The 13072-nt window shown below is 41.1% G+C and carries 15 protein-coding genes; 12 read left to right on the plus strand and 3 right to left on the minus strand.

Translation table 11 applies throughout. The annotated features are described in order from the left end of the window. Window positions 1-111 precede the first annotated feature (111 nt). Window positions 112-1779: a S8 family serine peptidase gene (locus tag ACKLNX_RS05755; protein ID WP_412971599.1), complete on the plus strand. Its 1668-nt coding sequence runs from the start codon at window positions 112-114 to the stop codon at window positions 1777-1779. Between the two features lie 144 nt (window positions 1780-1923). Beyond that, window positions 1924-2139 carry a hypothetical protein gene (locus ACKLNX_RS05760; RefSeq protein ID WP_411695284.1) on the plus strand — a complete coding sequence of 72 codons (216 nt, stop codon included), beginning with the start codon at window positions 1924-1926 and terminating at the stop codon, window positions 2137-2139. A gap of 152 nt (window positions 2140-2291) precedes the next feature. Here ACKLNX_RS05760 and ACKLNX_RS05765 read toward each other — a convergent pair whose 3' ends face one another. After that, window positions 2292-3302: a malate synthase gene (locus tag ACKLNX_RS05765; protein ID WP_412971600.1), complete on the minus strand. Its 1011-nt coding sequence runs from the start codon at window positions 3300-3302 to the stop codon at window positions 2292-2294. A gap of 175 nt (window positions 3303-3477) precedes the next feature. Between ACKLNX_RS05765 and ACKLNX_RS05770 the strand changes: the two genes are divergently transcribed. Next, window positions 3478-5016 (plus strand): DUF3612 domain-containing protein, encoded by a 1539-nt coding sequence (locus tag ACKLNX_RS05770; RefSeq protein ID WP_412971601.1) that lies wholly within the window; start codon window positions 3478-3480, stop codon window positions 5014-5016. Window positions 5017-5071: 55 nt separating this feature from the next. Here ACKLNX_RS05770 and ACKLNX_RS05775 read toward each other — a convergent pair whose 3' ends face one another. Continuing rightward, window positions 5072-5653 (minus strand): DUF502 domain-containing protein, encoded by a 582-nt coding sequence (locus tag ACKLNX_RS05775; RefSeq protein WP_411695287.1) that lies wholly within the window; start codon window positions 5651-5653, stop codon window positions 5072-5074. Between the two features lie 314 nt (window positions 5654-5967). Between ACKLNX_RS05775 and ACKLNX_RS05780 the strand changes: the two genes are divergently transcribed. The 5 genes from ACKLNX_RS05780 (at window position 5968) to ACKLNX_RS05800 (ending at window position 9026) form a co-directional block, all read left to right on the plus strand. Continuing rightward, entirely contained in the window at window positions 5968-6144 is a 177-nt protein-coding gene (locus ACKLNX_RS05780; RefSeq protein ID WP_412971602.1) for a DUF1328 domain-containing protein, read from the plus strand. Window positions 6145-6202: 58 nt separating this feature from the next. After that, complete coding sequence (locus ACKLNX_RS05785; RefSeq protein ID WP_411695288.1) at window positions 6203-6406, plus strand: hypothetical protein; 204 nt, start codon at window positions 6203-6205, stop codon at window positions 6404-6406. 64 nt (window positions 6407-6470) lie between these two features. Beyond that, window positions 6471-6611, plus strand: a complete 141-nt coding sequence (locus ACKLNX_RS05790) for an entericidin A/B family lipoprotein (RefSeq protein WP_411695289.1) — start codon at window positions 6471-6473, stop codon at window positions 6609-6611. A gap of 62 nt (window positions 6612-6673) precedes the next feature. Then, window positions 6674-7618 (plus strand): mechanosensitive ion channel family protein, encoded by a 945-nt coding sequence (locus ACKLNX_RS05795; RefSeq protein WP_412971640.1) that lies wholly within the window; start codon window positions 6674-6676, stop codon window positions 7616-7618. 52 nt (window positions 7619-7670) lie between these two features. Next, window positions 7671-9026 carry a DUF2254 domain-containing protein gene (locus ACKLNX_RS05800; RefSeq protein WP_412971603.1) on the plus strand — a complete coding sequence of 452 codons (1356 nt, stop codon included), beginning with the start codon at window positions 7671-7673 and terminating at the stop codon, window positions 9024-9026. Between the two features lie 122 nt (window positions 9027-9148). Here the strand turns inward: ACKLNX_RS05800 and ACKLNX_RS05805 are convergent, their stop codons facing one another. After that, window positions 9149-9328, minus strand: coding sequence for a hypothetical protein (locus ACKLNX_RS05805; protein ID WP_412971604.1), 180 nt, complete (start codon window positions 9326-9328; stop codon window positions 9149-9151). Window positions 9329-9560: 232 nt separating this feature from the next. Between ACKLNX_RS05805 and ACKLNX_RS05810 the strand changes: the two genes are divergently transcribed. From ACKLNX_RS05810 to ACKLNX_RS05825, 4 genes are read left to right on the plus strand one after another with little or no spacing between them, the layout of a single operon-like run. After that, entirely contained in the window at window positions 9561-10901 is a 1341-nt protein-coding gene (locus ACKLNX_RS05810) for a sigma-54-dependent transcriptional regulator (RefSeq protein ID WP_412971605.1), read from the plus strand. Further along, window positions 10898-11098: a histidine kinase dimerization/phospho-acceptor domain-containing protein gene (locus ACKLNX_RS05815; RefSeq protein WP_412971606.1), complete on the plus strand. Its 201-nt coding sequence runs from the start codon at window positions 10898-10900 to the stop codon at window positions 11096-11098. The genes ACKLNX_RS05810 and ACKLNX_RS05815 overlap by 4 nt, the downstream gene beginning before the upstream one ends. Continuing rightward, complete coding sequence (locus tag ACKLNX_RS05820; protein ID WP_412971607.1) at window positions 11091-12575, plus strand: sensor histidine kinase; 1485 nt, start codon at window positions 11091-11093, stop codon at window positions 12573-12575. The genes ACKLNX_RS05815 and ACKLNX_RS05820 overlap by 8 nt, the downstream gene beginning before the upstream one ends. 15 nt (window positions 12576-12590) lie before the next feature. Next, on the plus strand, window positions 12591-13070 hold the full coding sequence (locus tag ACKLNX_RS05825) for a response regulator (protein ID WP_411695295.1): 480 nt from the start codon (window positions 12591-12593) through the stop codon (window positions 13068-13070). Window positions 13071-13072: the final 2 nt, after the last annotated feature.

A 13072-nucleotide genomic window follows, 5' to 3' on the forward strand; every position in this document is an offset into this window, starting at 1 on the left:
CTTTTGATCCTTGTTAATTTTAAGTCTAGGGTAGACGACCTCGACATCAATAGTCGAGTAAAAACAATAAGAAATATCCTTAACAACAAATACAAAAAGTAGGAACAATAAATGTCTAAACTACGTCAAAATGTAACCGTTGGTTTAAGTGCGATGGCCTTATCAGTTGTCGCTTTAAGTGTATCCGCAGCAACAAGCAACGAAATGGTTGAAGTAAAATCTGCAGGAAAATCTAAAGGACTATACAGTAAGCAAGCAGCAAAACGCTCAAATGGAAATGCATTTGAAAACTTCGGCCAAGTAATTCAAGCCGAAGCAAGTGAAGAGCGTTATATCGTTACTTTTAAAGAAGATAAAAAAGGTCTCGGTAAAAAGTCAAAAGGGTCTAGTGCCTCTATGATGGCTAATGGCAAATTAGTGAAAGGCAATGCGTATGGCTTGTTAAGGAATTCAGGCGCGAAACCAATTAAAGCAATTGAAGAAAAAGGCATGGTTGCCGCAATGATGTCGAAGAAAGTGTTAAACCAACTTCGCAGCAACCCAAATGTTGCCGACGTATCAATAGATCACCGCAGAACACTAATGGCACAAACTACGCCATACGGTATTCCTATGGTTCAAGCGAACCAGCTCGCTCAAAACAATCAATCAGCTCGCAAAGTTTGTGTCATCGATACTGGCTTTAATTTAGGACATCCGGACTTGGGTGACCAAAATAACGGTGTAACAGGTCAAGGAAACAATAGCCAAGTAGGAAATTGGTACAATGATGGCAATGGTCATGGTACGCACGTTGCCGGTACAATTTCAGCTTTATCAAACAACGAAGGTGTTGTGGGTGTCTACCCAGGTGTTGATTTACACATTGTTAAAATCTTTAATGACAGCGGTGCTTGGACATACTCTTCCGATATCATCACAGGTATTCAGCAATGTGCGAATGCCGGTGCTAATGTCGTTAATATGAGTTTAGGTGGTGGTGGTTCATCTACTGCTGAAAGCAATGCAATGCAAGGTTTTGTCGATGACGGGATTATGCTAGTAGCGGCTGCTGGTAACTCAGGTAATAGTTCATTGTCTTACCCAGCATCTTATGACGCAGTTATCTCTGTTGCCGCTGTAGATTCATCAGAGAATAGAGCTTCATACTCTCAGTACAACAGTCAGGTAGAGATTGCAGGCCCAGGTACTGCAGTACAATCAACTTGGCCAACGAATACTTATAACTCAATCAGTGGTACGTCGATGGCAACACCACACGTTGCCGGCGTTGCTGCGTTAGTTTGGAGTTTCTTCCCTAGCTGTTCAAATGAGCAAATTCGTGCGGCAATGAATGCTACCGCTAAAGATAAAGGCTCATCAGGTAAAGATAACTTCTATGGCCATGGTATCGTTCAAGCGCGTGACGCTTATGATTACTTGAATGCGAATGGCTGTGATGGAAGCGGCGGCGGCACAGGTGGCGGCGGTGGTGTAGACCCATTCTCTGGCCAACTAACTAATCTTTCTGGTAACAGAAATACTTGGAAACGCTATACTTGGAGTGTTCCACAAGGTGTATCAAGAGTGACCGTTAGCATTTCTGGTGGAAGCGGTGATGCCGACTTATATATGAAGTTAGGTTCACAACCTGAAACTAACAGCTACGATTGTCGCCCATATAAAAACGGTAACAATGAAACTTGTACTTTCACCAATACCAGTGGTGGAACATGGCATGTTGGTATTCGTGGATACTCAAGATATAGTGGTGTAACCATGAGCTACAGCTACGAATAAACAACTAGTTGTAAAGTAGACAAGCAAAGCCGGTAATTTTACCGGCTTTTTTGTTGCATCCATTTTGTATCACAACTTTCCTTGACTCATTGTGAAAATTAGCGAAGATAGTCGCCCTTAACTCGCCACAGAAAACTTAATTTGATGACTAACGAAATTCGCTTCCAATTTTCTTCAGCCCCTGTTGCCAACCGTTTTTTGAACGAGTTGAAGCACTGGTCAAAGGCTGATGTAAAGGCCAAATTATTTAAAGCGAGTCATTCTGTTGCCGTTTCTTATGAATATGAAGCAGGAAAGTTTGACTACACGTGTTCTGAATTAGATGATCTTGCGAGTCAGTATGGCGGCAAGGAAATATAAGAGGCTAGCAACATTGCCAATTTACCGTAAACCATAAAAAGCAGCACCAAATTAATGGAGCTGCCTATATTCTTTCAAGCGAAGAATCCGCAGATTCTTTTACTTAAAAGCGCTTGAATAAAACGGCTAAGTTAAGATTGACTTAATGAAAATTAAGCCTCAAACATTTCATTAATACTTTCCATCATTTTAGCAGTAAATCCACCGCGTTCTAACAACAATGATGTTTGTTTATTCGTGCCCTGTGCTTTGCGGAGCATCAAGCTAGTCACAACTGCATCAATAATAACCTGTGGTGCTAATGCACCTTTGCTGTCGCGCATGAACTCAGTAGCCAAAGACTGATTTGCACAACGAATGCGAATTGGTGATTTGTTCTCAATGCAATAGTCATCGCCATCAACATCGGTGAAAGTAACGTCATTGTTCATTCTGCAAATGGTTTGTTGCCCATTTACAATCGTCACCGTTTTCAAATCGCCGCGTAAAAATGACTGCAAGTTCCTGTAGGCCTGAATCTTACTCTCACCATCAATTTGAACAGCGTTAAAATCGACAACAATACAATCATTTGACTCAACTAAGATATCTTCGATACCTGCGCAGTCTCTTGCACCGCGAGCGCCTTTACGATCAAACACCATTTCTAAATGTAAGCCTGTTTGAGTTTGTTGAAGCACAATCGAATCTGGTGAACATTTGTGACCACAAAGCGCAACAAACTCGCTCGGGTTAGCCAAACCTGATTGGCTTCCATCATCGAAAAACGCAAGTAAATGATGGTAATAAACAACATAATTCTTAACATCAGCATGAGAACCTGTGGCTAGAGGAAAGTGTTTATCTAAGTAAGCTTTGGAAGTAGTTTCTGTTTCTCCATTGCCGGTGCAAGGCGCCTCAAAGAAACTCGTCCACTTGCTGTTCGCCGCTTGAATTAGTTGTTGACGATCAATGACTGGCGCAATTTTAGTGTTGGCCGCCAACTGGCTATTTTGTTCTTGATTAATAAATTCGCTGGTTTGATTGGAGTAGTCCGCAATCATTCTTTCAATAGCTTGCCAAAAGACATTCACCTCGATGCCGCACGTTGGCAATACATCTTCGTTAATGAAGGTGTAAAAGCCCTGATGGATTTGACTATATTTCAAAGCTGGCATATTCATATGTAATTCCTCTAATTTTGACAAGTAACGCTGAGCTATTTTTGATGCTGCAATCAAGTAATGGCTAAAGGCTCATTTGCTTGACTTGTGTTCAAGCATAGAGTAATTTTTCAAGTAATTTCACAATTAAAATTACACACTGTAAATTTTACAAAAACGGGAAGTGTAAAAATTAATGAAAAATACTAAATCTCTCAGTCGTAAATCCCACCTGATGGGCACAAAAATTCGCAACTTAAGAAAGCGAAACAACCTTACGATGGAGGATTTGTCGGCTCGGTGTATTAGGCTTAATGCTGAAATCGCCCCTTCAGTTTCCTACCTATCCATGATCGAACGTGGTAAACGTGTGCCAAGCGAAGACATGTTAGGTGTTATCGCTTCTGTTTTTCAAAAGCCTATGGATTGGTTTCTTGATGATGCGCCAGAAGAAAAGTCTGTAACCCCGGTAAAAGGTAGTCGCGGTGGTATTAATGGAATAGCACTCGAGCCTAGCTTTCTATTTTCAAACGAAATTTTGCAAATTGCGATACCGGAAATGCTGTCACAAACGGGTACCAGCGGTCGGCAATTTGCTCACTTATTGATTCGAGCGCATCAAGAACACCATCAAAACCACTTCCCTGATTTAGAACGAGCAGCTGAAGAAATCGGCTTGAAGCGTATGCCTTTGAGTGTCGATGATTTGCTTGAAATTGCAAAGCAACAAGGCTTGATGATCAAATGGTTTAAGAAACTGCCAACGGCCATTGCCAAAGAGATTGGTCTGAAATCGGCTAACGCAAACAATAGTATGGTGACTAGCTTTTTTGATTCACCCGGCACGATATATATCAACCAAGTACTAAAGTCATTTACTAACCGCTTGAAGTACGATATTGCGGTGCATATTGGTCACAGTGTCCTGCACAATAGAGATGGTTTAAAAAGCGTTTTGTTAACAGGCCTGAACCCAAATAACACACTCTCGGTGGGAGGCAGTCAACATCGCCAATCATCCACATTAGACGCGCAAGATATTTTGCACGCCTGGCGTGATTTTGAGTCTAGTTTTTTTGCTGGGGCACTACTTTGCCCGAAAGTCCCGTTCCGTCAATTACTTGATCGTCAAGGCTACGAAATCAAAACCCATGAACAAGTTGGCGTATCTGCATCTGTTGCTATGCGACGTATGACGGCCGTGTCTTCCTATCGTCATTGGCACTATTTTGATGCTTATGCACCCGGTAAGCTCAAAGCAGTATATCGAGGCAATGGCATTCCCTTACCTTGGGGGAATATGCGCGAAGTTGAAGATCCCTGTCAGCATTGGGCTGTGTTCCGTATGATCAATACGCCGGTGCAAGGTAGCAGCGCACAAATATCAATACTAAACGTGGGAGATGAGCCTAGAATTTACTGTTGCGAATCGACTAATGTGAAAGATATGGCAAGCAACAATCATGTTTTATGTACTGGGATTGATTTGAACCCCGCCATTGACGCACAAGGTGGAGATTCCGCATCGATTGCTGAGGATCTCAAACAAGCTTGCGTAAAAGGAGGTGGTTCATCTGCCATACCAAGCAGCATAAAATCACAGTTATCAAGTGTGGCGCGCATACTAAATATAAATTGGGTGGAGAGAGGCATTGAAACTGATGCTCGCCTCATTTGTGCAAGGGGAGCTGTTTGCCCAAGAAAACCAAGTTGTTACAAGCAGTGCGGTGAATAAGCATCCCGCACCGCTCTATTCACCATTAGTTCTTTAGTTATCTATCTTTTATCTTCTATTCTTTACTTTCGGGTTTTATGGAATTACCGCCGGTGACAGCAATACGCATCGCTGTTTCCACATCAACCGATAGTTCGGTAATTTTGTCAGCATCCAGATACAAGGTATAACCGCCAATTTGATAACTAAATGGAATGTAAACGGCTGTTTTCTTTTGCCCCGGATAAAGTACTTCCGCAACTGAATCACCGGTGATAAAACCGATTAAATGGATACCTTCCGTCACTTCTACAGACACCGCTTTTTTACTATTCTGATCTTTCTTTATTTGAAATAAATCAACCGCATCTTTAATTGCTCCGTAAAGCGTTTTAATAAGTGGCACTCGGTCGAATAGAGAGTTGGCCTGCTCTATAAGCAACCTAACAACATATAAATTAACGAAAACACCAATAGTCGCAAGCAAGACTAAGGCTAAGGCAATGCCAAGACCGGGGAAGTAGTATTCGTCAGGTATCAGTGGTGAGAGCAAGCTCTCGGTTGTATTCGTAAGCCAAGTAAGTAAATAGATGGTGATCACGAAAGGGAGAATCGTTAAAAGCCCTTTGATAACTAAAATAAAGAGTCTGTTGAACATAGATTGAGTTAAGCCTAGTGATTAGATACCGGCGTATGCTAGCGCGATTAGCTTAAAAAGCCGAGAGATATAATGATAAGAAGGCGTCAAGATAGAGGCAAAGTAAAAGTGTAGTGCAACTTCACTACCAAAAAGTGCACTCAAGGCCAGTAAAAATTGCTGGTGTACTCTGTAAATACTACCCATGCAAACAAGAAACCTCACTTAATATTAATTATTTACTAAGTTTTTCAGTAAGTTAACAGTTGGCATTGAATTCGCATTAAGGAGAGTGAAGGATGAAAAGTTTTAACAAAACATTGAGGAGAAAGACCATGTTAAGTTGGGCAATTTTATTTTTTATCATTGCGATTATTGCCGGTGTACTTGGTTTCGGCGGCATCGCCGGCGCAGCATCAGGCATCGCACAGCTTCTATTTTTTATATTCTTAGCATTATTGGTCATTTCATTACTGGTCAATGCACTCAAGGGTAAACCACCGTCAGTGTGAATGTCATAAAAATAGATTTTTTTACAACTATATATTGAAATTAAATTAAGGAAGAATCATGAAATTTTCATTAAAAAAATTAAGTACACTACTATTAACCGGTATTTTCGCTTTCACTATCGCAGCGTGTTCTGAACCGCAAGGTCCTGCTGAAGAAGCTGGTGAAGAGCTTGACGAAATAGCAACAGATGCTGGCAACGCGATTGAAGATGCGTGTGAAGACGCAAAAGAAGCGACAGACGCGAAAGATAAAGACTGTTAGACAAAAAAACCCGAATCCACATAGCTTGGATTCGGGGCTTTTTTTTAATTTAGGAGATACGTTTATGTTTAAAAACATTAGAAAAACCGTGGCTTTTGCAATACCTATTCTGCTCTTACTAACGTCTGGCTGTGCAACGATCGAAGGCGCAGGAAAAGATATAGAAAGTGCGGGAGAGGCAATTCAGGACGCTGCCGAACAGTAGGCTGACCGTTTTATCCCTCAACGATTTTAGCAAAACGGTCAAAACGCAAAAGGAATATGATGATGGAATTCGAAGCAATAAATAATTTTTGGACACTCATTCACGACAAAGTAAATTCGTGGATGGAAGCCGGTGTAAAACACTTACCTAATATGGTGGTGGCTTTGATTATCGTTGTCGTGTTTGCGATTTTGGCCCGTATTGCTTCAAAAGTCATGTCAAACATATTGCACCGCGCCTTTGAATCAAAGCAAATAGCCGATCTCTTGAGTGCGATTTTCAAAGTTATCGTATTTATTGCAGGCGTATTCATAGCGCTCGAATTCTTAGGTTTAACAGGCACAGTCACTTCATTGTTAGCGGGTGCTGGTATTATCGGTTTAGCGATTGGTTTTGCTTTTCAAGATATGACCGAAAATTTGATTGCTGGTATTGCAATGGGTGTTCGCAAACCCTTTCAAATTGGTGATGTAATAGAGGCAGAGGGCGTTTTTGGTACGGTAAAAGCGATCAACCTTAGAAACACCGTCATTGAGACATTTTTTGGTCAACTCGAAATTGTCCCAAACAAAATACTCTTTAGAAATATTGTAACGAACTACACAACCACTGGTGAGCGCCGGATTGAAGTGCCCGTTGGTATCTCTTATGCTGACGATGTTGAGCACGCTACCGAGGTAATCAAAGATGCCTTGAAAACGAAAAAGTTCGTGTCCAAGGAAGACGAAGTAGAAGTGTTCGCTGAAGGTTTTGGCGACAGTAGCGTCAACCTACTGGTATGGTTTTGGATTGACTACCCTGGTCATGTTGGTTTCATGCAGGCGCGTCATGAAGCAGTGCACTTGATTCACCAAACATTAACGAAAAACGACATACTTATTCCTTTCCCAATTCGAACCTTAGACTTTGGAGCGAAAGGAGGTGAGAAGCTAAACACCATGTTGTCATCAAAAGAGGTAGCGTCAAAAAGCGATTCGAGCAACAATAAGCAAAGCATCAGCGAATAATCGATAACTAGTAATCTTAGAAAACGAAAGTGAACATTGTGGATGGCTAAAATTGAAAAACCTCACTCAACGATATTCGTTCTGGCAATATAGATTTTGGTTAATAAACCTAAAAAAAGCTGCTCGCCTTATTGGCAGCAGCTTTTGGTTTATTCCTTCAGTGATGATCATACTGGCCATAATTTCTAGCTTACTGCTACCTATATTACCACTTCCAGCTTTTATCGAAGGTATGCTCACTAGTTACTTCGTAGATATAAGCGATGAGACTTCTTCTAGTGTCATTAGTCTCATTGCCTCTTCTGTTATCACGGTCACCAGTATTGCTTTTTCAATGACGATCGTTGCATTAGTAATGGCTTCAAATCAGTTTGGGCCACGATTAATCAAAAACTTTATGCAGAATACGATGACCCAGTTGGTATTGGGAACATTCACCTCAACGTTTATTTTTTGCGTTCTGGTACTTAGCAAAATCAATACCGCAAGTGTCTCTTCCTATTATGGTGAACTGTCTTTAACGATGGCTCTGACTCTTGCCATTGTTAACATACTCGTTTTAATATTTTTCATTCACCACGTCGCTACCTCTATTCGTGCAGATACTGTCGTCCAACAAATCGCCTCATATTTGATGAAAGATATGAAGAAACTGCAGTGTGGGAGTCAACGAGAGCATCAACTTAAGGATTTTGTTGATGTGAGCAAGTATAAACATTCCTTAAAAATCACTTCAAAATGCGATGGCTACATACAAGCGATTGAATATCAACACATAGTTGATATTGCTAAGCAGCATGAGGGGCTAATGATTATACACTATCGTTCTGGTCAATATATCGTGCCAGGTACACCTATTGCGACTTTGTATAGTGATAATGAAGTAGCGCCGAATTGCTCCTTGGACGGGTCAATAGTCATTGGAAAAGAGCGAACAGCATTGCAAGACCCTTTGTTTGCAATCAATCAGTTAGTAGAAATGGCAATTCGAGCTTTATCACCAAGCCTTGATGATCCATTCACTGCGACTAACTGCATTGATGGATTAGCGTCTGCTATGGGCTCATTTTCTGAGGAAAACATTCCAATAACGTCAGTGGTGGATGAAGATAATGAAATCCGCATTACCACTGCAGATCCAACATTCAATGACTTATTTCAAGGGGCCTTTACTCAAATTAGGCAGGCGAGCGCGTCTCATGCTTTTGTGGTGCTCCACTTACTCGACACCTTCATCACATTGGTAAAGGCCTGCAACAGCGAAATACACATGTGTGAGGCGATAAAAAACCAGTTTGAAGCAATCAATCAGTACCATCAATCTACAGATATTTTCATGAACGACGTTGATCGCCATCGGTTTAACGAGCGCTTGGAAGTACTAGAAGGTTTGTTAGGAGCTAATTAAGCATTGCCGGTTATGCTAAGGTCTGTTGTGTTAGCGCCTGTTGTTTTAGCGCCTGTGTATTTAAGCCTAGCTACATTAAAGCCTAGTAGCACTAGTGCCTTCGCTTGCTACTCCTTTTATGTTCAAGGTTTGTCTTTCTGCTCCTTTTTCGCAAATACAGTAAAAGCGACAAAAAGAACAATCATCACGATGCCAAAAGCGATAAGGAATAAAAACACGGGTGATGTATTTATCACTCCTAACATTTTAACTAAAACTATGATGGCAATTAATAAAAGTAATATCAGTAGACTAAATTTCATGCTAACTCCAAGATAAAAATAATTTTTTATATGCATCGGTAATCTAAGAAAGCATTATTCGCGCCATAAATGCCAAGACAGTAAGGCAATGAAATTTCAGCGTTTTATCAATAATGGGATGTTAGCCAGAGCGTTGCTATGTAATAATTACAGGGTTTGGTGCTATCTTTGAGCTACTATTAAAGCTTAATTTTTATTTGTAATTACTTTTTCACTTAAAAAAGGAACAACAGTGAAGTCTATTCTTTTAATTGATGATGATCTTGAATTTACCCAAGTTGCCACTCATATCATTGAGTACTTAGGCCATATGGTGTCAGTTGCAGATAGTGTTGCTGAAGCAAAAGAATGGCTGCAGCACAATGACTATGATCATCTTCTAATTGACTTCATGCTACCCGATGGCAGCGGTTTGCATGTATATGAGCACCTGCAAAATAAAGTACGGCAACCTCGTGTTACTTTTATTACTGGCAACCCAAAAATCAAATCAGCAATTGCGCACATAACCGGTCCTTCTGTTGATTATTTGATGAAACCTATTGAACGTGAGGATCTCGAAGTAGTCCTTAATTCAAAGAAGAGCAAAGGCACTAGAACACAGCAAAGTAAAACCACGGAAAACCAAGCTAAGACACACTTTAACTGCTTAATCGGTGAATCGGCGCCAATGCTGAAGCTTTATAAAAGGATCGAACGAGTGGCTGCAAGCGATGCCAACGTGATGCTCATGGGAGAAAGCGGAGTAGGAAAAGAATTGGTCGCTCAAGCTATTCACAATGCAAGTGATTCTGCGGGTGATTTGATCGCTACCAATTGTGGTGGTTTATCGAAAGAATTGATTGGTAGTGAGCTATTTGGCCATGAAAAAGGAGCCTTTACAGGTGCCGTTGGGCAGAAGAAAGGGGTGTTTGAACGAGCTAACAATGGCAGTCTATTCTTAGATGAAGTCACTGAAATGCCCATTGATATGCAACCTAATTTATTACGCGTACTAGAAACAAAACGGGTAAATAGGGTTGGTGGAACCCAAGAGTTCGACGTTAACTGCCGCGTTATCAGTGCGACCAATCGCACATTGGAACATATCGCCCACGAAAACATATTGCGGGAAGATATTTATTTTCGCCTAGCTGTATTCCCAATCGAAATTCCGCCGTTGAGAGAAAGGCGGGAAGATATTGCCTTGTTAGCGCAAACTTTTCTAAGCGCTTTAAATAAAGAACATAATGAATCTTATGCCTTCACGCCGGCTCAGCTCAAACAATTAGAAGCTCATGATTGGCCCGGCAATGTCCGCGAACTAAGACATACGCTTCATCGAGCTTTCATCATGAGCGAACCCGGTTCAAACTCATTGGACTTACCAAGCAGTTTCGACTCTCCTTTTTCTCTGAAAGGACCGGCATCAGATACCATGAGCGCAGGCAAAACCATTGAAGAAGTCGAGAAGGCACTTATTTACGCTACACTTGATGAAGTTGATGGCAACAAAACTACCGCTGCCGAAATGCTAGGTATTTCCACGAAAACCTTATATAACCGTTTGCATGCTTATGGGGAAACTATATGAGTGATTTGAATCAAAAAATTCATGACATCCGAAAACCATTAAATAGCATTACGATGCAAGCTGAACTGATCAAAATGATTAACAAATCAGCCGACAATCAAGCTAAAGTGGGAGAGTCGGCAGACAAAATAATAGAAAATGCTCAGCTGTGTAGTCAGTTATTACAAGACCTTTTCGAAAGCCTCTCAAATGAGTAAAGTGTCAAAGTTTTTATCCCCTTACTCTACTGGTACTTGGGTCTTAATCTCGGTTTTATTGCTAATACTCATCGCAAGTAACACCTACGTAAGCCGTGTCACTATCAATGAGCTGACAGAGCTGCAACAAGATATTAGCCAGACCTCACAAGTGGTCACTGTCTTGGATGAAACACACGTTAATCTTCTTACAGCCGAGTCGGGTCAACGCGGTTTCTTACTCACCGACGATGAAAGATATTTGGCTCACTACAAGGAAGCTGTCAATCGAGTACGCATTTTATTAGCTCAAACAAGCGAGCTAGAGCCAAAAGATCCTGCTCAAAAATTAGCAATTGCAGAACTCGCAGAACTTATAGAAAGGAAAGTCAAAGAACTCGATATTACTGTTGCTCACGCTCAAGAGAATCATTTGTCTCAAGCATTCCGAATAGCTGAAACGGATGAAGGTCGGGTGCTATATGACCAAATACTGCGTTTATTTGAACAAATCACTTTGACGGAAAGTATCATCGGCAAGAAACAGGTTAGCAAGCTGCAAAAAGCCACATTCGAATCGAGTAAAAACCTGAATATTTCCTTTTTCACTAGCTTGGTGCTCGTCGTGGTGGTCTTTCTACTCGCTCGCGTCAATATTAAAAATCAAGAACAACGACAAGAGGAAATGGAAGCACAAAATGATCGACTCAAATTAGCGGTAGAAGAAAGAACCAAAGAGCTATCCATATTTTCAGATGAATTGAGCCGTAGCAACCGAGAGCTTGAAGATTTCGCTTTTGTTGCTTCCCACGATCTACAAGAGCCACTGCGCAAGATAATGGCTTTTGGCGGCCGACTAGAATCTCAAGCAGACAATTTAAGCGACAAGCAACGAGACTTTCTGCAACGAATGTGCTCAGCCGCAAGCAGAATGAGCGTATTGATAAGTGATCTATTGGAGTTCTCGAGAATCTCAACCAGAGGCAAATCATTCCAATCAGTGGACTTAAATTTAGTTGTTCAAAATTGTATTGAAGATTTGAATGTATTAATTGAAGAAACAAATGTCAGCATCAATGTTGAAAGCTTACCTCAGGTAACGGCCGATCCAACGCAAATGCGACAATTGCTATTTAATCTAGTTGCTAATGCAATTAAGTTCTCACAGAACGAAAGCGAACCCTGTGTAAACATTACTGTAAGGTCTGTAGAACAACCCGAGGCAATCGATATTGAAGGCCTAAATGACTGGATATGCATTAGTATAGAAGATAACGGCATTGGATTTGAACAAGAACACGCTGATAAGATATTCGCACCTTTTCAACGTTTACACAGCCGCGAAACATTTAAAGGCACAGGTATCGGCCTTGCCATTTGTAGACGCATCGTAGAACGTCACAATGGCATAATAGAAGCGAAAGGTAAAACGGATAAGGGCGCTATTTTCGAATTGACTTTGCCCGCTGTAAACCACTTAATTAGTGCTAAGCAATAGATAAAAGGACGAAAGATGAGTATCCGTCACAACATTCAAGCTCCATTTACAATCATCCTTGCAGATGATGACGAAGACGATAGGTTGCTTGCGCAAGATGCAATGGAAGCTGCGGGCTCTTCTTATCAGTGCCATACCGTTAGTGACGGACAGGAATTGCTCGATTATCTGAGATGTGAAGGCAACTACAATAACAACACAATCAGTGAGCTTCCTAGCGTTATTCTTCTCGATCTGAACATGCCTATTCTTGATGGGAGGGAAACGCTTCGTTTATTGAAACTGGATCCCTATCTGGCGAATATACCTGTGATTATTTTATCCACGAGTGCTGCCGAAGAAGATATCAATGAAGGTTATGCCTTGGGTGCATCATCCTACATGGTTAAGCCGAACGACTTTGACTCATTAGTAGATATGATGAAATGTTTTAATAATTATTGGTTTGATTGCGTTTCAATTCCTCATACCGCCGCTAACGACGAACATAAATAGCC

The sequence above is a fragment of the Glaciecola sp. MF2-115 genome (assembly GCF_047250385.1).
GTDB lineage: Bacteria > Pseudomonadota > Gammaproteobacteria > Enterobacterales > Alteromonadaceae > Glaciecola.

Excerpts from the sequence above, each read along its gene's own strand:
- ACKLNX_RS05755 (WP_412971599.1), top strand. The coding sequence starts at position 112 with ATGTCTAAACTACGTCAAAATGTAACCGTTGGTTTAAGTGCGATGGCC.
- ACKLNX_RS05760 (WP_411695284.1), top strand. The coding sequence starts at position 1,924 with ATGACTAACGAAATTCGCTTCCAATTTTCTTCAGCCCCTGTTGCCAAC.
- ACKLNX_RS05765 (WP_412971600.1), bottom strand. The coding sequence starts at position 3,302 with ATGAATATGCCAGCTTTGAAATATAGTCAAATCCATCAGGGCTTTTAC.
- ACKLNX_RS05770 (WP_412971601.1), top strand. The coding sequence starts at position 3,478 with ATGAAAAATACTAAATCTCTCAGTCGTAAATCCCACCTGATGGGCACA.
- ACKLNX_RS05775 (WP_411695287.1), bottom strand. The coding sequence starts at position 5,653 with ATGTTCAACAGACTCTTTATTTTAGTTATCAAAGGGCTTTTAACGATT.
- ACKLNX_RS05780 (WP_412971602.1), top strand. The coding sequence starts at position 5,968 with ATGTTAAGTTGGGCAATTTTATTTTTTATCATTGCGATTATTGCCGGT.
- ACKLNX_RS05785 (WP_411695288.1), top strand. The coding sequence starts at position 6,203 with ATGAAATTTTCATTAAAAAAATTAAGTACACTACTATTAACCGGTATT.
- ACKLNX_RS05790 (WP_411695289.1), top strand. The coding sequence starts at position 6,471 with ATGTTTAAAAACATTAGAAAAACCGTGGCTTTTGCAATACCTATTCTG.
- ACKLNX_RS05795 (WP_412971640.1), top strand. The coding sequence starts at position 6,674 with ATGGAATTCGAAGCAATAAATAATTTTTGGACACTCATTCACGACAAA.
- ACKLNX_RS05805 (WP_412971604.1), bottom strand. The coding sequence starts at position 9,328 with ATGAAATTTAGTCTACTGATATTACTTTTATTAATTGCCATCATAGTT.
- ACKLNX_RS05815 (WP_412971606.1), top strand. The coding sequence starts at position 10,898 with ATGAGTGATTTGAATCAAAAAATTCATGACATCCGAAAACCATTAAAT.
- ACKLNX_RS05820 (WP_412971607.1), top strand. The coding sequence starts at position 11,091 with ATGAGTAAAGTGTCAAAGTTTTTATCCCCTTACTCTACTGGTACTTGG.
- ACKLNX_RS05825 (WP_411695295.1), top strand. The coding sequence starts at position 12,591 with ATGAGTATCCGTCACAACATTCAAGCTCCATTTACAATCATCCTTGCA.